The organism is Sphingosinicella microcystinivorans (assembly GCF_003634215.1).
GTDB lineage: Bacteria > Pseudomonadota > Alphaproteobacteria > Sphingomonadales > Sphingomonadaceae > Sphingosinicella > Sphingosinicella microcystinivorans.
Genome location: NZ_RBWX01000008.1, coordinates 79650 through 99899, shown reverse-complemented (window position 1 = coordinate 99899; position 20250 = coordinate 79650). Strand labels below are relative to the sequence as shown.

Below are 20250 nucleotides of genomic sequence, written 5' to 3'. Positions count from 1 at the left end.
GGTTAATTTCGCGGATGTTGAAAGCTAGGTGAGCCCGGTCCCGATGGACGAGATCGGAAGAGGCGGGCGGCTTGAATAGACAAAGTCACCGCGCCGCCTCTAGGTCAATTCGATTCCGGAAGTACGAGCCCAGTATCTGAGCCTACTAAAACTTCATGCTCCCTCGCACATTCCACATTCGCGGCAGAGACAATTGTAGGTTTTGATTTGCCCCGACACCCGGAAAGCCGAATCCGCCCGGGCCAACAAAGACCGGCACCTGATTGTTGAACACGTTGCTGACATTAAACGCTAAGCGAAATTTCTCATCAAGCTCGGCTTCGATGGACATGTCGACAGTGTCACGAGAAGGAATGCGTAACGCCGCGCTGTTATCGCGATCTTGAAAATAGCCATCAACGTAACTGTATTGCACACGTCCGCCCAGGGAAAGTCTCTCATCCACAGGCACGCGAAGAATTCCTGTTAGGCTTGCAGTGAGCTCCGGCGAATTCGGGATGCGATTACCGTCATAAACCAATGGTGTGCCACCTGCGGTAGCATCGCGGTAGTCCTTGAACCTCGCGTCAGCGTATCCGAGTGTTCCGACAACTGTGAATGGCCTGAATGGGCGAACACTTACCTCTCCTTCAAAGCCACGGATTCTAGCACTGGCAGCGTTTGAAACGATTGCGACGAGTGCACCGCCGCCGCCCAGAACGGGTACCAGCTTCGCAGTCTGGATATCGCCATAGTTCTGCTGAAACGCGGAGAATGCAAACCCCAAGCCGCCATTTAGAACGTCACCCTTAAGGCCAACTTCGTAGTTGGTTAGCTGCTCGCGATTGAACCGCAGCTGTTTGAAAGAGGTAATCGAAAAGCTTGTGACATTGTCGAGGTTCCAGCCACCACTTTTATAGCCGCGCGAAGCTGTCGCATAAACTGATACGCTTGGCGCGAGTTTATAGCGCAACGTGACCAGAGGTGAGAAATCCGTGTCCGATCCTGCATCGGTTTCGCGTGGAAGGCTTGGTGCGACGAACGGGAAGCCCTGCTGAAGGAAGTCGAGGGTTTGCCGCTCGTACGTCAGGCGCGCGCCAAGCGTAAGCGTAAGTCGAGGAAGCGCTTCCCAGTCCGCATTGAGAAAGCCGGCAAACGATTCTGAGCCGACAGTCCCGCTCGTGAAACCGTTGAGACCTCTCAGGAAAGCTGGGACATTGGAAATGTTACCAAAGGTGCTGGCTGCGTAGCCGTCCACTTCCTGTTTGAAATAGTAAAGACCGCTTACAAACGAAAGCTCTGGATTCAAATTTCCTGCTAGGCGCAGTTCCTGCGAGAATTGCCACTGGTCCTGCTTTTTTTGACTGTCTACGACCTGTAGTGGTCCAAGATCGGGATCGTTGTTCCGTAACGACGACGCCGTCCGGAAGGCCGTAATCGAGGTAAGGGTTAGATCGGCTGATGTCGTCCAGTCAATTTGACCGGATACACCAAACAACTCTCTCTTGGCGATGGGGGCGAGGTTGGTATTGGTCTTATACCTACCAGTTACTGCGCCATATCCACTGATCGGCTGTGGCGCGGGAGACAGTTGGTCTTCGTAAGTATAGTCCGCAGACAGCAAGACCGATACATTGCCGTTTGGCCGCCAAAGCGCCTTTATCCTGCCGCCAACCGAATCGATATTGCCAATATCCCGCCCGTCAAATACATTGGTGATATAGCCGCGTCGAGTGGTACGGAAACCGCCGATGCTGACGGCGAGCTTTTCGTTTACAACTGGTCCCGTCAAAAATCCTGAAATGCGGCGCTCATCATAGCTGCCGAGTTGCGCCGTAGCGTCGCCACCGAACTCGAACTGCGGCTTACGCGTAGTGATACTGATCGCTCCAGCGATAGAATTTCGTCCAAACAGAGTGCCTTGCGGCCCCCTCAGGAACTCAACCCGCTCGGTATCGAATAATTCCTGATTGAAACTGTAAAGCTTTCCTTGAACTACACCGTCGACATACACGCCAACCCCAGAATCGAATCCGGCATTTACGCGCGATTGGCTCGCCACGCCGCGGACAACGATTAAAGACAGAGAATCATTGCCGTTGCTGATGTTGACAAGATTTGGAACTGAATTGGCCAAGTCAAGAAGTCGCAGCGACGCTTTCTCCTCGATGTCGCTCGCACCTAACGCACTGATAGACAGCGGAACATCGACAATTCGTTCGTTCCGCTTACGGGCCGTCACAACGATAGCGTCGTCGTTGGCTTCTAGCTCACTGGAATTCGAACCGAATTCCTGAGCGAAAGAAGGCGTACTGATTAAGATGGCACCGAGAAAAAACGGGAACTTATGCATCGATCCTTCTCCCCCTGCATACATCATGCGGCGGGTTGAGTATCATCAAGCGACCGGTCGGTCAATGAATAATATGCCGACCAGTCTCAGGTTATCCCCGCGAATTCGGCGCTGAGTTGGCGATCGTTAACGATTTTGACCCAGGATTATGAAACCGATCGAGTCTTAGCGGGGTTGCGACAGTCGAGAGTTGGGCGCTACGCAGGTGCGCGGCGGGGCGGATCTCCGTCTTTAGGATGGGCGACCCGCGCTCTGCGTACCTTTCTTGAAGTTGCGACAAGCACGAATGTGAAGCGCACGAGGTGCTGCTGGCGGCGAACTAAAGGCGTTCGAGCCGTGAGCCGTGATTGCGAGAGAACATTGGCTACGATTTAAGCTGGGAAAATCGATTGAATTAGCCGGACGGACGGTTAATAGATCGCCGAGTGCATGATCTGATGGTTGGTTGGGGATGGATGGTAATCCGAATGACTAAATGTAGATATCGCGACCTGGCGCTGACAATCGGCCAACTGCCGACAGGGCCTTTGAACGCAATCACGGATGTCGCTGGGGTCCGGGTCGGCCACGTGACGCGGATCGAAGAATCGCCGCGAATCTTGCGGACAGGTGTCACCGCCATCCAGCCGCTGGGTGTCCCCTACTGGCAGGAAACGGTGTTTGCAGGCTTCCACTCGTATAATGGCTTTGGTGAAGTTACTGGCAGCCATTGGATTGCCGAGACGGGCATTCTCACCTCACCGATCTGCATGAGCTCCGCATTTTCGGTGGGAGTCCTACGCGACACGCTGTTGGCTCATCCCAAGCAGAACGGAATTGATGACCGATGGCACCAGCCGATGGCCGGCGAGACTTTTGACGGCGTACTCAATGATGGCTGGGACGGGCCGGTTACCCGGGCAGATGTCATTGCGGCGCTCGATGCGGCTGCTGGCGGGCCGGTTGCCGAAGGTTCAATTGGTGGCGGCACCGGCATGATGAGTTTCGAATTCAAGAGCGGGATCGGGACCTCATCAAGAGTTACCGCTACGACATGCGGAAGTTTCACCGTGGGGGCTCTTGTCCAATCCAATTTTGGCAACCGGTCCGAGCTTACAGTCGATGGTGTCCCGGTCGGTCGACATCTTGGCTATGAAGTCGTGGACAGTCCCCAACGACGCGACCAAGGTTCAATCGTGATCGTGCTGGCAACAGACGCGCCGCTGTTGCCACCGCAATGCGCGAGATTGGCGCGGCGCGGCGGCATCGGTCTGGCGCGCGTCGGTGGATTTGGTTCAAACAGGTCGGGCGATTTTATCGTTGCCTTTTCGACAGGGAATCGCGTGCCGTTCAATGAGGCGGTGATCGCAGAAGGCCTTCGCATGCTTCCCAATGAGGCCATGAACCCGCTCTTTCGCGCTGCCTCAGAAGCGGTCGAAGAGGCAATCATCAATTCCATGACCATGTCGGACTCGATGACCGGCGTCGATGGAACAACTGTGCATGCACTGCCGAACGACAAGCTTGTCGAAGTGATGCAACGGTATGGCCGCGGGCCTGCGAGTGCGACATGAACTGTGCTGATGTGCTAGTAATCGGGGGCGGGATCGCCGGCATGTCAGCTGCCGCTGCATTGGCAGGTCACGCCCGCGTGTTGGTGCTCGAAGCTGAACAGGCCGTCGGCTATCATTCTTCCGGGCGCAGCGCGACCTACTACCATTTTGGCATTGGCAACCGTGCAGTGCGCGCGATGACCGCATTTAGCCGGGAGTTTTTCGAGCAGCCGCCAGTCGACTTTGCGGACCAACCATTTTGCAGGCCGACACCAGCCCTGTTCGTAGCTCGCCCGTCCATGGTGGAGGCGTTGGCCGCGCTTGAGGCCGAGATGCAGCTGTTCACCGACACGATCGAGCGGATCGACGAAAAAGGCATGCTGGCAATGGTGCCAGTGCTGAAGACCGGCGGAGACGACATAGTCAAAGGTGTGGTCGATTACGGCGGTCGCCGGCTCGATGCCGATCGATTGCTGCAAGCCTATGCCCGAAGGGTCAAGCATGGCAAAGGAGACACCGTTATCGGAGCCCGTGTCGCGGGCATCGATTACAAGGCAGGGCTGTGGCAAGTGACCACCGAACGCGGTCAGCAATTCGCTGCGCCGGTGCTGATTAATGCGGCCGGAGCTTGGGCGGATCATGTGGCCGGACTGGCAGGCGTGCGGTCCCTTGGTCTTGAGCCAAAGCGGCGGACGGTGATTATGTTCGACCCCCCCAAAGGGATCGACGCCAGCGAGTGGCCATTCGTCAAGGCCACAGTCGACGACTTCTACATGATCCCGGAATCCGGGCGAATTCTGGCGTCGCCAGTAGACGAAGTCGATAGTCCTCCCACCGACGCTCAGCCTGAGGAATATGACCTGGCGCTGGCAGCGTGGAAGGTCGAGGAATATACGACGATGACAGTGCCGCGGATCCAGCATCGCTGGGCAGGGCTGCGCTCTTTCGTCTCTGATCGTGTCCCAACGGCCGGGTTCGCGCCCGACGCCGATGGGTTCTTCTGGCTGGCGGGGCAAGGCGGATACGGCTTGCAGACAGCGCCGGCAATGGCAGCGATTGTGTCTGCGCTCGTCACGGGAGGGTCATGGCCGGAAGGCCTTGCAGCTTTTGGTTTGACACCGGATCAGGTCCTGCCGGATCGACTGGTGGGTAGGGAGGTCTCGGTATGACCAATGTAATGCGCCGACTGCTTGGCCGTGAATACCCTGTCGCCGTTGGGGGTGATGGGCCCTATGTCATCGATGCTGCCGGCCGGCGCTATCTCGATGCCGCGTCGGGGGCTGGGGTCTCGTGCCTAGGCCACAGCGCCACCCGGGTTGCGGATGCTATCGCCGCCCAGGCGCATACCATGCCCTATCTCTATAACGCCTACTTCACGACGGATGCGGTCGAACGTTTCGCCGAAGCGTTGGTTGCCGCGACGCCGGCCGGGCTCGACTGGGTATATCCCGGTTCAGGCGGATCAGAATCGATGGATGGCGCGCTCAAGCTTGCGCTGCAGTTTCATAATGAAAACGGTGAGCCTGGTCGGACACGCTTCATCTCTCGCCGCCAGAGCTATCACGGATGCACGATCGGAGCTCTGGGCGTCAGCGGGAACCTGATCCGCCGATCGCTCTTCGAGGGGTTCCTGCCTCCACATCATTTTGTCTCTCCTTGCTATGCGTACCGCGAGCAGGGCGATGGCGAGAGCGAAGCAGATTATGTCCGCAGGCTCGTAAACGAGCTCGAACAAGCCATCATTGAGCTTGGTCCGGAGAACGTCGCGGGGTTCGTAGCGGAAACTGTAGTCGGCGCGACTGCGGGGTGCATTCCTCCGGTGCCGGGCTATTTTCAGGCAATCCAGGCGGTCTGTCAAAAGTATGGTGTCCTTCTCATCCTTGATGAGATCCTGGCAGGTGCCGGACGCTGCGGAACGTACCTCGCATGCGAACAGGATGGGATAATTCCGGACATCGCCGTTGTCGCGAAAGGTCTTGGTGCTGGCTATCAGCCGCTCAGCGCGATCTTGGTCAGCGACCGGATCGTGGCAACTTTGGCTGGTGGAAGAGGGTTTTTCTTCCATGGCCATACCTATAACGGTCACGCGACGGCCGCCGCAGCAGGCCTCGCCGTGCTTCAGGAAATCACCGAGCAGGACCTTCTCGCCAACGTTCGCCGCCAAGGTGAGCTTCTGCGGGAAGCTCTGACCGACAAGTTCAACCAGCATCCCCATATTGGCGATGTCCGTGGGCGTGGTCTGCTCGTCGGAATTGAACTGGTCGCCGATCGGGAGAGCAAACAAACATTCGCGCCTGAGCGCATGGTCTGGAACGCCATCCAAGGCACCGCGATGGACAACGGGCTGCTGTGCTATCCGGGTTTCGGAACAGTGGATGGCACTCGCGGTGACCACATCTTGCTTGCTCCCCCGTTCATTATCACCGAGGCGCAAGTGGGCGAGATCGTTGACAAGCTGGCGTCGGCGATCGATCGGGCAATTGCGGGTACGGCCTGATGCACAGACCACTCATTGGTGTCACGGCGGATGTCGAATTGCGGAGCGATGCGCGTCATCTTCATTACTTCGCCAACCAGGCCATGATGACGGCCTTGTCCAGTGCTGGTGCCTTACCCGTGATGCTCCCACATGAGCTGGCGCTCATCGATGATTATCTCAGCGTATTGGACGGCGTTCTGATCTCCGGCGGCGGGTACCAATTCCCCCACGCGCAGCTCATTGATCCAGCAACTGTCGATCAGGAACCAGTGGAGAAGGTGGCGCGGACGCGTTTTGAGTTGGCTCTGGTGCGGCGCGTGACGGAATGCGATCTACCCCTGCTTGGTATCTGCGGTGGCTTTCAGGTCATGAATGTCGCAGCGGGTGGGACAATCGTTCCTTCACTCAAGTCGGTGCGTCCCGAATGGCACATGCATCGCGACGCGGCGCCCTATGAGGAGGCGGCGCATGAAGTTATCGTCACGCCGGGGAGCCGGTTTCGCGAAATCGTTGGTCGCGACCGTCTGCCGGTCAACAGTCTGCATTCGCAGGGGGTTATCGAGGCAGGGGTCGAAGCGAGTGCAGCCGCAGTTGCTCCTGACGGCATTGTCGAAGCGATCGAGCGCCGGGATCGACATTTCTGGATGGCTACCCAGTGGCACCCGGAGTTTCACATTTCGGAAGCTGATCGCTGCCTGTTTAACGCTTTCGTCGCTGCAGCGGCTGCCCGATAGATTGCAGCACCGAGCTCAGGAGCCCCTGAGGAGGGCGAGTGCCGAGGTCAGAGCTGCTTGGGTGATCGGATCGCGCATCCTGTCAGCTTGAGCCTGGGCCTCGGCTATTAATCCTGCTTCCGCCTCGCTGGAAGCCAGCAAGGCTCTGATGGTGCCATGCGTTCCGCGCGGAACTCCCGCCAGCTTGATCGCCAGACTCCTTACTGCATCGGCAAGCTCTTCCTCGGGTACGACAGTTTGCGCCAGGCCCAAGTCGAGGCATTGCTCAGCAGACAGCGAGCCCCCAGTCATGAGCAGCGCGCGCGCGCGCGCCGAACCCACTGCAGCGATCAGGCTGTGGTTGATGCCGGTATCAGGAACCAGACCCAGGCGAGCGAACGGGAACAGCAGCCGTGCGCTCGAAGACATAACCATGATATCCGCGAGTAAGGCGATCCCAGCGCCCGAGCCCGCAGCAGCACCATCGACTGCAGCGACGATGGCGACCGGAGATCCGGCAATTGCCGCCGCTAGCCGCCGGGTTTGGTCTGCGACGATCGCGGCCAGTTCATCGGCAGGGCTGTCGGCCAGAACATCCAGCGCAGCTCCAGCCGAAAAGATTCCATCCCGCCCTGTCAGAATAATGACTCCGACGTCGTCAGTTGTAGCCAGATCGTTGATCACGCTGGCGATGCGACCTAGGTCGGCTGGCCCAAGCGCATTTCCCCGTCCGGGCGATGCTAGGGTTACGATCGCGATCGGGCTGTCGTGCTCGACCTCGATCGCGATCGCGTAACCTTTGTTCATGCGCCTTCCATGATCTTCTGGAAGGGCGCCATTCCCGCGGCGAAGTCAGCGGGAGCCTCGGCCCCTTCGAAATCAACAATCGCCGGCCATGCATCGCGCACCTGTTCCGGAGCGAAATCCTTGCCATCGCCGATCCGTTCGCCACGTGTGCGCTGCCAACGCAGTTTGCTTACCCAGCCGCCCCCGACTTCGAACAAGCTTCCAGTCTCGGCGCATGTCTCGTGGGTCAACCACCCGACGAGCGGACTGACAAGTTCTGCGCGCATCGGAGCGAGCTGTTCGGGCGTCATGACTGTTCGGGTCAGGCGCGAATCCGCCGCCGGTGCGATCGAGTTGACATGAATGTTGCGTGCACGTCCTTCAACCGCGAGTGCCTGCGAGAAGCCATGGAGCGCAAGCTTGAAAGTGCCATAATTAACCTGGCCGAAGTTGCCATAGATCCCAGCGGCCGAAGAAGTATTGATGATCCGGCCGTAGCTCTGGTCGCGCAGCCGCGGCCAGGCGGCATGAACGATCCGGAATGCTCCGAGCAGATGGACGTCATAGAGATCGCTCCAGTCCTGTTCGGTCATCTTGTGAAAGCCGACGTCACGCAGGAACCCGGCGTTGTTGACGATGATGTCGATCTGCCCGAAATGATCGAGCGCTGCTTCGACCAGCTTGGAACCATCGATGACCGAGTCCGTGTTGGCTACCGCTTCGCCTCCGGCCGCGCGGATCTCCTCGACAACCTTAGCCGCTGGGCCAGTGTCAGTCCCGGCGCCGGCCGCCGACGATCCGAGGTCGTTGACAAGGACGCGCGCGCCTCTGCTGGCGAGCATTAGGGCATGTGCCCGCCCCAAGCCGCCGCCAGCACCAGTGACAATGGCAACCCGTCCATCATAGCGAAGTGTATCAGTCATCAGTCTTCCCTTCGGATAAAGAATTTTTAGCCACCGTGGCGATCTTGAAAGGCCGCTCCTTTGCCCCGCTGCAAGACGTGGCTGCGACCGGCAATTGCGAGAGGTTTGGGATGGGATCTGTGCCGGGGTGCGGAATGGCTGGCTGCCGGTGCGCCATAGCAATCGGCCGGTCGGGTTTGTGTCCCTTTGGTGTGCGTGATCACGCCGGATTCTCATTGAACGGGCGAGTGGCATCGTCGCGCTTGGCCGCCGGCAGACCTAGAACCCGCTCTGCAATCACGTTACGGAGAATTTCGTCCGTACCGCCCGCAATCCGCATCGCCGCGCCAAAACTCCAGGACCTCTCAACAGCCTCCCAACCTTCGCCGAGGGCACTGCCGGCGAGCGCTCCCTCCTTTCCGCGAAGGTCAAGCAGCAAATTGGCAATCAGTTGCGCCTGGCTGGCTATCACGAGCTTGGTGATCGATTGTTCTGGACCCGGCAGCTGGCCGCGACCCAGCTTCGTCAAGGTCCGGTAAGTGAGCAGTTTCAACCCGCGATCATTCAAGTACGCCTGGGCAATCATGTCGCGAACAAGGGGGTCGTCGCTTGCGCGTCCGGTTGATGTTTCGAGGCGCCCGCTGAAATCGATCAATGTCGATGAATCGATCAGCCCGATGTTCGCACCGACATTGAGCCGCTCGAACATGAGCGTCGTCATTGCTCCCGCCCAACCGCCGCCTGGCGCGGTCAAACGAAACTCGTCCGGGATTACAACACTGGACAGGAAAACTTCGTTGAACTCGGCGCCACCATCGAGCTGCCGGATCGGTCGCACCTCGACGCCGGGCGCGCGCATGTCGACAATGAAGAGCGTCAGCCCGGCATGTTTGGTCGCGCTAGGATCGGTCCTTGCAAGCAAAAGGCCATAGTCCGAGAACTGTGCTCCGGTGGTCCAGACCTTCTGACCGTCGACAACCCAGTTGTCTCCAGCCTTCACGGCCTTCGTTCGCAAGGCAGCAAGGTCAGAGCCGGCTGCTGGTTCCGAGAATAGCTGACACCAAATCTCTTCACCATTGATCGCGCGGGCAAGGAACCGCTCTTTGACCTGATCGCTACCAAGTGCGAGCAAGGTCGGCACGCACATACCGAGTCCAATTTCGTAGACGCCAAATGGAACGTCGTATCGCTCTTCTTCCTGGCGGAAGATCACCTGCTGAGTGGTTGTCCCGCCACCTCCGCCATACTCGCGTGGCAGTGCGACAGCGGCGTAACCGGCAGCGGCCTTCTTGCTTTGCCATTCCCGGGCTGCAGCAACGAGTGTTGCGTCATCAGACCAGGAAACCCGCCCCCGACCGCGCGTTACCGGTGCATGTACGGCAAGCCACTCCCGCGCATGAGCGCGGAACTGGGCATCGGCTGGAGAATCTGCGAAGTCCATCTGCTGGCCTTTCAATGCAGCGCGGTCTCGCCGGCGATCAGCCTAGCGGCCAAACGCGACCGCCACTCGATTGCAGGTCCGAAGCTGGCCGCAAGCGCTCGGGCCCGACGGTAGAATAGGTGTGAGTCTGCTTCGAAAGTGAAGCCGTAGCCGCCATGGACCTGTAATGTTTCTTGCGCGGCAAACAGATAGGCTTCGGTCGCAGCAGCGCGAGCCGCGGCAGCAGCCAGCGGCAAGTCGCTTGCCCGGGTATCGAGCGACGACGCAGCATACATCGCATGCGCCCGCGCAATCTCAATCCTTGTCCAAATGTCGGTCAGCTTGTGCTTGATGGCCTGGTATGAACCAATGCTGTGGCCGAAAGCCTGGCGTTCGCGCGCATAAGCAATCGCCCCATCGAGAGCTCGGGAGGCTCCACCAATCTGTTCGAAGGCAACGCAGACAACTGCGTGGTTGAGCGCGAAATCCGAAGTGTCGCTGACCATTGGAGTGGCCGGAGTGCCGCGAAATGCGATGCGGCAGAGAGGTCGGCCTGGGTCTAATGTGGCAAGCTGCTCCCGCTCAATGTCACTTGCTGTCAGATCGACGAGCCACAATCTGTTGTCTGCTCGGACAATCGCCACTGACGCCTCGTGTCCCCCCGAAACGGGCGAAACTGCGCCAGTGAGACGATCGTTATGGATCGCCAGGACTGCGCCTGTAGCCACACATCCAGTCGCTTCACCACTAGCCAGTGCTGGTAACCAGTGAGTCCGCTGATCAGCTGATCCGCACGACTGGATCAGGGGTGTAGCATGATACAATGACTCGGTCGGCACCGCAGCCACCGACCAACCAATTGCTTCTGAAGCCAGGCAAACCGGGATCGACCCGAGATCGTTGCCGCCAAAGTCAGCGGAAATGCCGCTGGCTAGGATCCCCATTTCACTTAGCAGACCCCAAGCCGAGCGGTTGAGCTGTCCGCTGTCGACAGTTTTTCGTGCCGCATCGAGCGGCGCTGCTACCTCGAGAGCCCGCCGTAATTGATCCGCGAGGAGCCGATACTCCTCGGTGAAATCGAACTCCACCTAGCGGCCCCCGTTGCGGTCAAGCGCTGAAGCAACATTCTTTATCATGGCCGCCGCTATCGCATTAAATGAACGGTCGGTCAATAGATGATAAGCTGCAGTCTTCGCTGACAAGTCCACTCATAACCGGCACTGATGCTGTTCATTAGCGCGATGACAGATTGTCATGATGGTTGGAGACGCGAGAAAATGTCAGCGATACCGAAGAAGCATAGTTGCTCCGCCATTTCACTGACATGGATTAGGCCCTAAGAGATGATACCGGCCGATCCTTTTGGAGCCGCGTCTGTAGCCCTCTAAGAATGCAGCCTGGGCGCGCGCCGGTGGCCGTCCCGTCGCGATAGACGGGTGTCCCAGCGACATATACACTCTCGACCCCTGTGCTAGGCTGGATCGGATTTTCGAAATCAGCCGCATCGCCAACGGTGGCCGGATCGAGCACCACCAGATCCGCAATTGCGCCAGGGGCAATCACACCGCGCCTGGCCAGGCGAAACCGCCGCGCTGGCAAGCTTGTCATCCGACGGATCGCTTCCTCGAAGGGAAATAGACCTTCATCGCGCGCGTACCGGCCAAGAACTCGCGTAAATGTCCCCCACAGGCGAGGGTGAGGGCGGATACTGGTGGTCGTCCCGTCCGAACCGATCATCGCATCAGGGCAGGCAAGGATGTGGCGCAGATCATTCTCGTCCATGCAGAAGTAAACCGCGCCGCCAGGCGCCAGCGCTGTCAGTGCCGCCTCGCCGCTCAGGCCTAATTCGGCTGCAACCTCGTCAAGCTCTCGACCTGCAGCATCAGGCTTGACTGCACTCCAGGTGATCAGGACACGCTTCGAAAGGCGGTAAAGGTCCAGGTTGAACGAACTCGCAGCCGCGACATAAGGGTAGACATCAAAGCCAACCTCCTGCCGAGCTGAAGCCTGGACAATCCTGCGCAGAGTTTCAGGTGCGCGGCCGAAATTGGCTTCGCCCATAAGCTTGTGATGCGAAATGATCAGCGGCATTCCCGCACGTTCGGCGATAAGGAGCGCCTCATCGATTGCAGCATCGATGGCGCTCCCTTCGTCGCGCAGATGGGTCGCATAAATACCGCCGTACTCGGAGACAACTTCCGCAATTGCGATCACTTCTTCCATCGGCGCTGCCCTCGCTGGCGGATAGAAGAGCCCAGAGGACATACCAATCGCCCCGGCAGTCATGGCCTCAGCGGCCAGCGAGCGCATCTCCATTCGCTCGCTGGCGGTCGCGGGACGATCAAGCCTGTCCATTGTCGCGGCGCGAAGCGTGGTATGACCGACAAGCGCGGCGACGTTGACGGCGGGTGGTGTGGCTTCGAGCGCGTCCAAGTAATCGCGAAAGCGTGAGAAGCGGAAATCAACCTTGGCGGCGACCTCTGCAAAGGGGGGAGGGAGTTCTCCGGAGGCGACGAAGGGGGCGAGACTCACGCCGCAATTCCCCACGACAACCGTGGTCACCCCTTGGCTGACACGGGGAAACGCGGAAGGATCGGCGAACACGAAGTGATCGTCATGCGTATGAACGTCAATAAAGCCAGGACAAAGCGCTCGGCCCGCTATGTCGATTGTCTCGCGCGAACGCCATCGAGAAAGATCTCCGGTCGCAACGATTGTGCCGTTTTCGACTGCCACGTCCTGGATCACGCCGCGCGTTCCGGTACCGTCGATTACAAGCCCGCCGCGGAACAGCAGGCTGCACTCAGGCGATCGCATCATTGCGGTCCAGCGACTGCAGACGGCTCGGCCCGAGCCTGCGCTTCGCGCAGGACGCGCAAAACGTTTCCTCCCCAGAACTTGCGGAGGTCTTCAGCGGTGAAGCCGACCGCCAGCAAGCGCTGGGTGACCTTTGGATAGTCGTTCGCTTCGTCGAAGCCATCGATACCGCCACCACCATCGAAATCACCCGACAAACCGACATGATCGATACCAACAAGGGCCACTGCGTAGCGAATCTGAGCGACCAGAAGATCCAGGTTGGCACGTGGGGCCGGATTTTCACGTTCGATCTTGAGCACTGCCGCGCGCTGCGCCTGAAGCTCGGCGATGTTGGCGACCGGTTGCCCGAGCAAAGCGCGGGCCGGTGCGCGGCCCCGACTGTTGGGTACCCCGAGATGGCTCGACACGGCGTTGATCTGAATGACACCGCCCTTGGCTGCAAGCGCCCGCAGCCTCGCATCATCAATGTTGCGGGGATTGTCCGCAAGGCTCTTGAGGCTGCTATGGGACAAGATGACCGGTGCGGTGGACAGGGCAAGAATATCATCCAGCGCTTCCGGAGAAGCGTGTGAAGCGTCGATCAAGATACCGAGTCGATTGGCCTCGGCTACCCACTGACGCCCAAGCGGAGACAGGCCGTACCATTCCGGCCCGTTGTCGGGATTTGAGCTGTCCGCCAGATCATTGTTGCCGACGTGGACCGGGCCCATCATTGTCACACCGAGCGCACGGAAGGTGCGCATTAACGACAAGTCCCGGCCGATTGGATAACCGTTCTCCATACTCATGAAGACGACCCGCTTGCCCGATTTGACGATCGTTTCGGCGTCGTCTGCCCGTGTCGCAAGTTCAAAGTCCTTGTTGTGTCGCGCGACCATGTCCCGAATTTCAAGGGCGCGGATCAATGCTGCGTCGCGCGCCATGGCGAAGCCAGCCGGGGTTCTGGGGCCCTGCTCGGTGAAGACGACGAAGAAGCCACCATCAAGCCCGCCATCTTGCATTCGCGGAAGGTCAACCTGTGTTCCGTCAACCGAAAGCGAGTGGCGATCCATTATCGACCAACCGGCAACGTGCAGCAATGCAGGGGTGTCGATATGGGTATCGAGCACGATTGCGGCCCGGTGTGCCGGTGACATCAGCGCTCCATTGCGAGCGAATACGATAGAGGATCCCATCAGCGCAGCTGCGCCAAGGATGATTGAACGCTTTAGCATCAGGAAATGCCTCTCTTTGATTGACCGACCGGGCGGAATATGGAACATCGCTTTGCCATTAAATGCGCTGGAAATCCAGCGGTTCGATTGGCTGATTGAGCGAGGCAAGATCTGATGACTGCAACAAAGCTTTTCCTGGCGCTGACGGCCGCAATCCCAATGGCGACGCCCCATGTCGAGCCGAAGGACCTCGATGCGGTATTTGCTGATATCAAGCCGGACCAACCGGGTTGCGCCTATGCCGTGAACATGCGCGGCAAAGTTCTCTATCAGGGTGGCTTCGGTCTTGCGGACCTGGCCACACGGGAACCGATTACACCCGCAACACGCTTCGAACTGGCGTCAACATCGAAGCAGTTCACGGCCGCTCTCATCCTGATGTTGGCACAGGAACGCCGACTAAAATTGGCGGCATCGATCCGCACCTATCTGCCTGAGCTCCCTAAGGTATACGATCCGGTCACGGTCGCGGATTTGTTGCACCACACCAGCGGCATCCGGGAATATTTCGATGCATTCAGGGCACGCGGAGACGATGAGAGCAAACCCCATTCCCGCGAGGAAGTGCTGGCATTTGTGATGGCGCAACGGGGACTCGACGGCCCACCTGGCCGTCGTTTTTCTTACGTTAACACCAATTACTTCCTGCTCGCAGAAATCGTGGAGCGCCTAACCGGAAAACCATTTCCGGATGTTGCGCGCGAGCGGCTCTTCATGCCGGCGGGCATGAAGGAAACGCGCGCAACGCTTGATACAACCCGTTTGATTGCAGGGGATGCACGCGGCTACCAAATCGCCAAGAATGGTAGCTTTGTCGCCGCAGCCTGGACCTGGCAAGGCTATGGCGACCGCGGTGTGCGCACCACTGTTGGCGACCTTGCTCTTTGGCATGGCGCTTCGCTCGCTGCTACAACCGGCGGCAAGGCACTCGAAGTGGCCCGCCTCGTGAACGGAAAACTGCGCTCTGGCAGACCTGTCGATTATGCCGGTGGGTTGTTCGTGGATAATCGGCAAGGCGAGCGTGTTGTGTCGCATTCGGGCTTGGTTGTGGGCAACCGGGCCATGGACGTGCTCTATCCGGACAGCGGGATGGGTATCAGCGTGATGTGCAATCGTGATGATATCGCGCCGGCTGAACGTGCGCGCAAAATTGCTTTGCTCGTGAAGCCCGGGGCACCTGATCCGGGGTTTGATCGCGCAATTGATCCTGCCGAGATGAAGCGCCTGGGACAAATTGGTGACCTCCGCGCCGCGCCTGATGGCTACTATCGCGATCCCTTGTACGGACAGTATCTCATCGTCGCTCACCGTGACGGTGAACCGATTGTCAGCTACAACATGCGAGCTGAGAAAGTGACGCGCCGCCAGGATGGGATCTACCGCGCGCGCCGGGGTGTCCTGCTAAGCTATGCAATCGCACGCGGCGGGCGCGCACGTGTTGTCCAGTGGACCGAAAGCGGGCCAATCTTATACAACTACGTCGGAACTGGCGCACCTGGAGCCAAGCAGTTCAGGCCCGGTCGATATCGGAGCGATGAGCTCGGTGTCACTGTAACCCTGTCAAGGGATTCGAATGGATGGACGCTGAATACTCCAGCGGGTGCGGTTCCGCTCGTTGCTGCGCTGGCGGATGACCTGGTGGCCCCGAACGCCGCATTTTCATTGCATGCAACTGGTCCTCAGAGTTTTACATTTCACACCGTCAATCTGAACAGACTTATGTTCCGGTGGCTTCCATAATGCGCCGAGGACGCCGGCTTATTGCGACGAAGATCGCTGCAGCAAGCAAAGGAAAGGCTGCGCAAAGCAGGAAGAAGTTGCCATAGCCGAGTGCAGGTTCGGCGCGGCCCATCAGGCCAGCTAAAAAATTGCCTGCTGCACGAGCGCTATACCAGAACGCGATGGTGATTGCGCCTCGCCCGGCGGGCGCCAAGCGGGCAAATAGACTGAGGCCTACTGGGAGCACCCACAGTTCGCCGAAAGTTACCATCAGGAAGAAGGCCGCAAGGACTGGCCAGGGGATCTGACCAGGTTGCCCCAGTTGGATGACCAGTGCGAGGCCAACGAAGGCGGCGGCCATAATGCTGCTACCGATAGCCATTCTGAAATAATCGTCCTGTGGACCGCCTCTTGAGGCGGACTTGCGCCATCCCCAGACGAGCAGGGGGGTGAACAGAATGACCCCCAGCGGATTGAGTGACTGAAACCAGGTATAGGGGATGGTGATATCTCCATCCAATGAACGATCGACCTGACTGGCGGCGAAGAGCGCAACAGTGTTGCCGAGCTGCTCATAAGCGACCCGCAAGATGATGACTGCCATCAGGACACAGGCCAGAAGCGGGATGACGGACCGACCCGTCGCACCGATCGGGGCTTCGTAGATCGGTTGGGAAGCTGCTGCCGCTCGATCGGGTGGCAGCAGATGACGTCCGGCCAAAAAGATGACGATGGCGGCCGCAAGCCCTGTTGCGGAAGCCAGGAAGCTATAGCGCCAGCCGAAATTCTCGCCAAGCGTGCCGCAAATCAGCGGTGCAAGCAGCGCTCCGGCGCTGACTGCCAGATAATAGAAGCTGAAACTGCGTTGGCGATCAGGGTCGTTCGGAGAAAAAAGAGCGCCCAGAGTAGCGGGAAGGGTAGGCAGAAACAGGCCGTTGCCAATGACAATTGCGGCGAGACAGACCGTAACGTTGGCGCCAAACAAAAGGCCGATGTACCCGGCCATCTTCAGCAATGCGCCACCGACAATTGCCGCCGATCGGCCAATAAACCTATCGGCGATCCACCCACCCAGGATTGGCGTTACATAGGCTACGCCGAGGAACGTCCCATAGATAAGTGAGGCGTCCTCGGTCGAATAGCCCAAGTCCTGCGTAAGGTAGTAGACCAGTACGGTTCTGAGCCCGACATAGGAGAAGGCCTCCCACATTTCCGTCGCGGCCAGCAGTAAGACCGCTGGGTGATCCCGAAATGTTTTCGGAAGCCACCGGGACATGACGCTCACGCGTTCGCGCCGGACTTGTCAGTCGCTCCGCCCGGCAGCTTTGGCGGCACGTTGCCCCAGGCCAATCGCGCATTGTCAGGAGATGCGGCACCAAGGCTCCTTCCACAAATCAGGACGAGCCCAATGGCCACGGCGAATTCGATGAAATCCCAAGGGCGCCACCCGAGTCCTGCAGCCGCGGGCGACCATTCGGCCATTACGTTTACGCCCAGCTCGTTATGGATCGCGTGAGTAAGCAATCCGCCCCACAGCGATCCACCCAGTTTGTTGCAAACAAAGACAGCGATGATCGTACTGGCGATCATTCCGGGCGCGATAACGAACTGCTTGACGATAACCCCCCAGAGGGCACCAGGCTCGCCGGAGAACATTGCCGGCAAGTCGCGTGGCAAATGCCAGGCCCACCACATGGTGCCGAGGATGACCGCCGCCGTCAGGGGGTCAAACTTCTTGAGCAGCTGGGGCAGTGCGAACCCGCGCCAGCCAAGCTCCTCGAGCAGCGGGCCCGGGCTGATAAGAAGCGATGCTGCCAGCATCGCGTAAATGGAGAGCGGATCTGACCCATAGCGCAGGAATGCGCGATCGAGCGTACCTGACGGAGCGTATAGGTAGGTCTGAACCCACATCATCCCGGTGAGCGCGAAGAAGACAAGGAAGCACACCGCAATGACAGTGACGCCCTGCCGCCACGAAACAGGATCTCGCCAAGGGGCGCAGCGGCTTAGCAGCTCACGAAATCCTGCGCGACCGTAGCCTATTCCGGTCACAATCAGGGCCGCAAGCATTGGTGCAGCCGGGAACAACAGGAACGTATAGGCTGTTGGATAATCGAACGTGGACCTGATGGCCGTCACAATGTTGAGGTGAGCGTGCGTCTCTTGCAACATCTTGAACATGGGGCCTAGGGGGGTCGGGTCCATCGCGCGCAGCACATTGGCTGCGAGAGCGATCAGGATCGCCAGCACATAAAAGCTTACTAAAGGCCGCTGCCTGACAAACTCCCGCATTGTTCGATTCTCCCATACCCTCAGCCGAACATTCCAGATGACTCTGAAAGGGTCAACAAGAATTGACTGTCCGGCCGGATGATTTATGACGGGGTGGCTGCCGCCAGTTGGCGCGAACAACAGCAAACCGAAGATTCGTGTTATGTTTGATCGTCGAACGTTGATGGGAGTCATGTTGTCGATGGCTGGATCGAAAGCGGCTGGTGCGGCGCTGCTGGGCCGAAGGTTGCGCGTATTTGTGGCGACTTTTGGTACCGAGACGAATTCATTCTCGCCACTGCCGACTGGCCTCGATGCATTCAGGGCAACGATGCTCTGGCGCCCCGGGGAGCACCCGGATTTTGCAACCGAGGCGACCGGACCACTCTGGGCTGCGCGAGAGCGAGCCCGAGACGGACGATACGAGGTCATCGAGGGAACCTGTGCCTTCGCCATGCCGGGCGGGCCGGTCACCGCGCAGGCCTACCAGATGCTGCGCGACGAGATTCTTGACCAGCTGCAACGTGCCATGCCTGTCGACATCGTCGCCTTCGGTTTGCATGGTGCGATGCTTGCCTTCAGTGAGGACGAATGCGAGGCCGATCTTCTCGAGCGTGCCCGAGCTATTGTCGGCCAAGATGTTGCGCTTGGAGCCGAGCTTGATCTTCACGCTCACCTGTCGCAGCGCATGGTTAGCGCTGCCGACGTCCTTGTTGCGTTCAAGTACTATCCGCACATCGACTACGTCGAGCGCGCGCGTGACCTTTTCGATTTGCTCGAGAGAATTCGCGAGGGCGAGATCAGGCCGACGGCAAGCCTGTTTGACTGCCGGATGGTCGGCGGATTGACGACGCAATCTTCACCAATGAAGGAACTGGTCGCGGACCTCATCGAGCGCGAGCGGCAAGGGCAAGTCCTCTCCGGCTCACTGATCCACGGTTTCCGTGCTGGCGATGTCGCTCGCATGGGCTCAAAAGTGCTGATCTATACCGACAATGACCAGCCAGCTGCCGCTTCGATCGCGCAAGATTTCGGTCGCCGCTATCAAGCCATGGCCGGGGTCATGAAAGGCAACGGGACAGGGCGAACCTTTGCGGATGACATCGAGCTTGCCAAGGCTGCGACCGCATTTCCCGTAATTTTGGTCGATAGTTCCGACAACCCCGGCGGAGGGGCTTCCGGTGACAATATGGCATTGGCCCGTGCAATGCTGGACAATGGACTTACCCCAGCATGCATTGGCCCGATATGGGATCCCTTGGCAGTACGCTTGGGCTTTGAAGCTGGTCTTGGTGCAGATTTTTCCCTGCGCGTTGGCGGCAAGGTCGGCGAGGCATCCGGGCCGCCCCTCGACGTTCGCGGCAAAATCACAGGGCTTGCCGAAAACGTCACGCAAAACCTTCTAGGCTCTCGGCCGCCTCTGGGGCGCGTCGTTTGCATCAATGCTGCCGGACTCGACATCATCGTTAGCGAAATTCGCGACCAGTGCTACGGCCCCGAGATGTTCCGGGCGGTCGGTGTCGAACCTGCCGAAAAGCGCTATGTTGCCGTAAAGTCGTCCGAGCAGTGGAGGATTGGTTTCGGGAAAATGGGGAGCAGTGTGATTTACGTCGTTTCGAGCCAGCAGCCGTCCAACCGACAATATCACAAGCGCTCCCGGCCGATGTGGCCCTTCGAGGCTGTCGATTTTCCAACCTAACGGATGAACCAGACCCGATCGATGCAATCGCCTGCGACACGATAGGCAACTATGGTTTCGAAGCGACCATCTGGACCACGCGTCGAATCACCTTCACCAAGTTCATGATCAACGACATAGTTGTCGCGGATCATCCGCCCGATGAGCTCCATCCTTAGATTGGGGACCCTGGCAAACAACTGAGTATAGACCTGCACAATCTCGGTACGGCCCACGGCCACCGGGGGGCCGGTCAATTGTTCGAAACGCGCGTCGCTTGTGAAACAGGAAGCAAAGCCCTCGGCATCATGGGCGTTGAATCGCTCCAGCTGGCGAATGACGGGGTCCAGAAGCGCGATCGACTTTTGGTGTGACATGTGCGGA

At 58.9% G+C, this 20250-nt stretch carries 16 protein-coding genes; 6 read left to right on the top strand and 10 right to left on the bottom strand.

The window, feature by feature from the left end; all coding sequences use genetic code 11:
* Nucleotides 1-145 precede the first annotated feature (145 nt).
* Entirely contained in the window at nt 146-2332 is a 2187-nt protein-coding gene (locus DFR51_RS09450; RefSeq protein WP_160119032.1) for a TonB-dependent receptor, read from the bottom strand.
* 425 nt (nt 2333-2757) lie between these two features.
* On the opposite strand from DFR51_RS09450, the gene DFR51_RS09445 reads away from it, so the two are divergent.
* From DFR51_RS09445 to DFR51_RS09430, 4 genes are read left to right on the top strand one after another with little or no spacing between them, the layout of a single operon-like run.
* Nucleotides 2758-3885 (top strand): DmpA family aminopeptidase, encoded by a 1128-nt coding sequence (locus DFR51_RS09445; protein WP_197723666.1) that lies wholly within the window; start codon nt 2758-2760, stop codon nt 3883-3885.
* Nucleotides 3882-5033: an NAD(P)/FAD-dependent oxidoreductase gene (locus DFR51_RS09440; RefSeq protein WP_121050284.1), complete on the top strand. Its 1152-nt coding sequence runs from the start codon at nt 3882-3884 to the stop codon at nt 5031-5033. Before DFR51_RS09445 ends, DFR51_RS09440 begins: the two co-directional genes overlap by 4 nt.
* Nucleotides 5030-6361, top strand: coding sequence for an aspartate aminotransferase family protein (locus DFR51_RS09435; protein ID WP_121050281.1), 1332 nt, complete (start codon nt 5030-5032; stop codon nt 6359-6361). Before DFR51_RS09440 ends, DFR51_RS09435 begins: the two co-directional genes overlap by 4 nt.
* Nucleotides 6361-7077, top strand: coding sequence for a gamma-glutamyl-gamma-aminobutyrate hydrolase family protein (locus DFR51_RS09430; RefSeq protein ID WP_121050278.1), 717 nt, complete (start codon nt 6361-6363; stop codon nt 7075-7077). The genes DFR51_RS09435 and DFR51_RS09430 overlap by 1 nt, the downstream gene beginning before the upstream one ends.
* A gap of 15 nt (nt 7078-7092) precedes the next feature.
* Here the strand turns inward: DFR51_RS09430 and DFR51_RS09425 are convergent, their stop codons facing one another.
* The 6 genes from DFR51_RS09425 to DFR51_RS09400 form a co-directional block, all read right to left on the bottom strand.
* The gene (locus tag DFR51_RS09425) at nt 7093-7863 is read right to left on the bottom strand and encodes an enoyl-CoA hydratase/isomerase family protein (protein WP_121050274.1); all 771 of its coding nucleotides are present in this window, start codon (nt 7861-7863) and stop codon (nt 7093-7095) included.
* Complete coding sequence (locus DFR51_RS09420) at nt 7860-8765, bottom strand: SDR family oxidoreductase (RefSeq protein ID WP_121050271.1); 906 nt, start codon at nt 8763-8765, stop codon at nt 7860-7862. Before DFR51_RS09420 ends, DFR51_RS09425 begins: the two co-directional genes overlap by 4 nt.
* Before the next feature lie 199 nt (nt 8766-8964).
* On the bottom strand, nt 8965-10185 hold the full coding sequence (locus tag DFR51_RS09415; protein WP_121050268.1) for an acyl-CoA dehydrogenase family protein: 1221 nt from the start codon (nt 10183-10185) through the stop codon (nt 8965-8967).
* An 11-nt stretch (nt 10186-10196) separates the two neighbouring features.
* Nucleotides 10197-11252 (bottom strand): acyl-CoA dehydrogenase family protein, encoded by a 1056-nt coding sequence (locus DFR51_RS09410; protein ID WP_121050266.1) that lies wholly within the window; start codon nt 11250-11252, stop codon nt 10197-10199.
* Between the two features lie 241 nt (nt 11253-11493).
* On the bottom strand, nt 11494-12981 hold the full coding sequence (locus tag DFR51_RS09405) for an N-acyl-D-amino-acid deacylase family protein (RefSeq protein WP_174234233.1): 1488 nt from the start codon (nt 12979-12981) through the stop codon (nt 11494-11496).
* Entirely contained in the window at nt 12981-14306 is a 1326-nt protein-coding gene (locus DFR51_RS09400; protein WP_243445485.1) for a dipeptidase, read from the bottom strand. Before DFR51_RS09400 ends, DFR51_RS09405 begins: the two co-directional genes overlap by 1 nt.
* A gap of 6 nt (nt 14307-14312) precedes the next feature.
* Between DFR51_RS09400 and DFR51_RS09395 the strand changes: the two genes are divergently transcribed.
* The gene (locus DFR51_RS09395; RefSeq protein ID WP_121050257.1) at nt 14313-15938 is read left to right on the top strand and encodes a serine hydrolase domain-containing protein; all 1626 of its coding nucleotides are present in this window, start codon (nt 14313-14315) and stop codon (nt 15936-15938) included.
* Here the strand turns inward: DFR51_RS09395 and DFR51_RS09390 are convergent.
* Complete coding sequence (locus DFR51_RS09390; protein WP_126494445.1) at nt 15916-17193, bottom strand: peptide MFS transporter; 1278 nt, start codon at nt 17191-17193, stop codon at nt 15916-15918. The two genes, DFR51_RS09395 and DFR51_RS09390, sit on opposite strands and share 23 nt — an antisense overlap.
* Nucleotides 17194-17198: 5 nt before the next feature.
* Nucleotides 17199-18209, bottom strand: coding sequence for a CPBP family intramembrane glutamic endopeptidase (locus DFR51_RS09385; RefSeq protein WP_160119030.1), 1011 nt, complete (start codon nt 18207-18209; stop codon nt 17199-17201).
* A gap of 85 nt (nt 18210-18294) precedes the next feature.
* Here DFR51_RS09385 and mlrC point away from each other — a divergent pair, with 85 nt between their 5' ends.
* The gene (gene mlrC / locus DFR51_RS09380; protein ID WP_121050248.1) at nt 18295-19887 is read left to right on the top strand and encodes a microcystinase MlrC; all 1593 of its coding nucleotides are present in this window, start codon (nt 18295-18297) and stop codon (nt 19885-19887) included.
* Here mlrC and DFR51_RS09375 read toward each other — a convergent pair.
* Nucleotides 19884-20243 carry a nuclear transport factor 2 family protein gene (locus DFR51_RS09375; protein WP_160119029.1) on the bottom strand — a complete coding sequence of 120 codons (360 nt, stop codon included), beginning with the start codon at nt 20241-20243 and terminating at the stop codon, nt 19884-19886. The two genes, mlrC and DFR51_RS09375, sit on opposite strands and share 4 nt — an antisense overlap.
* Between the last annotated feature and the right edge of the window lie 7 nt (nt 20244-20250).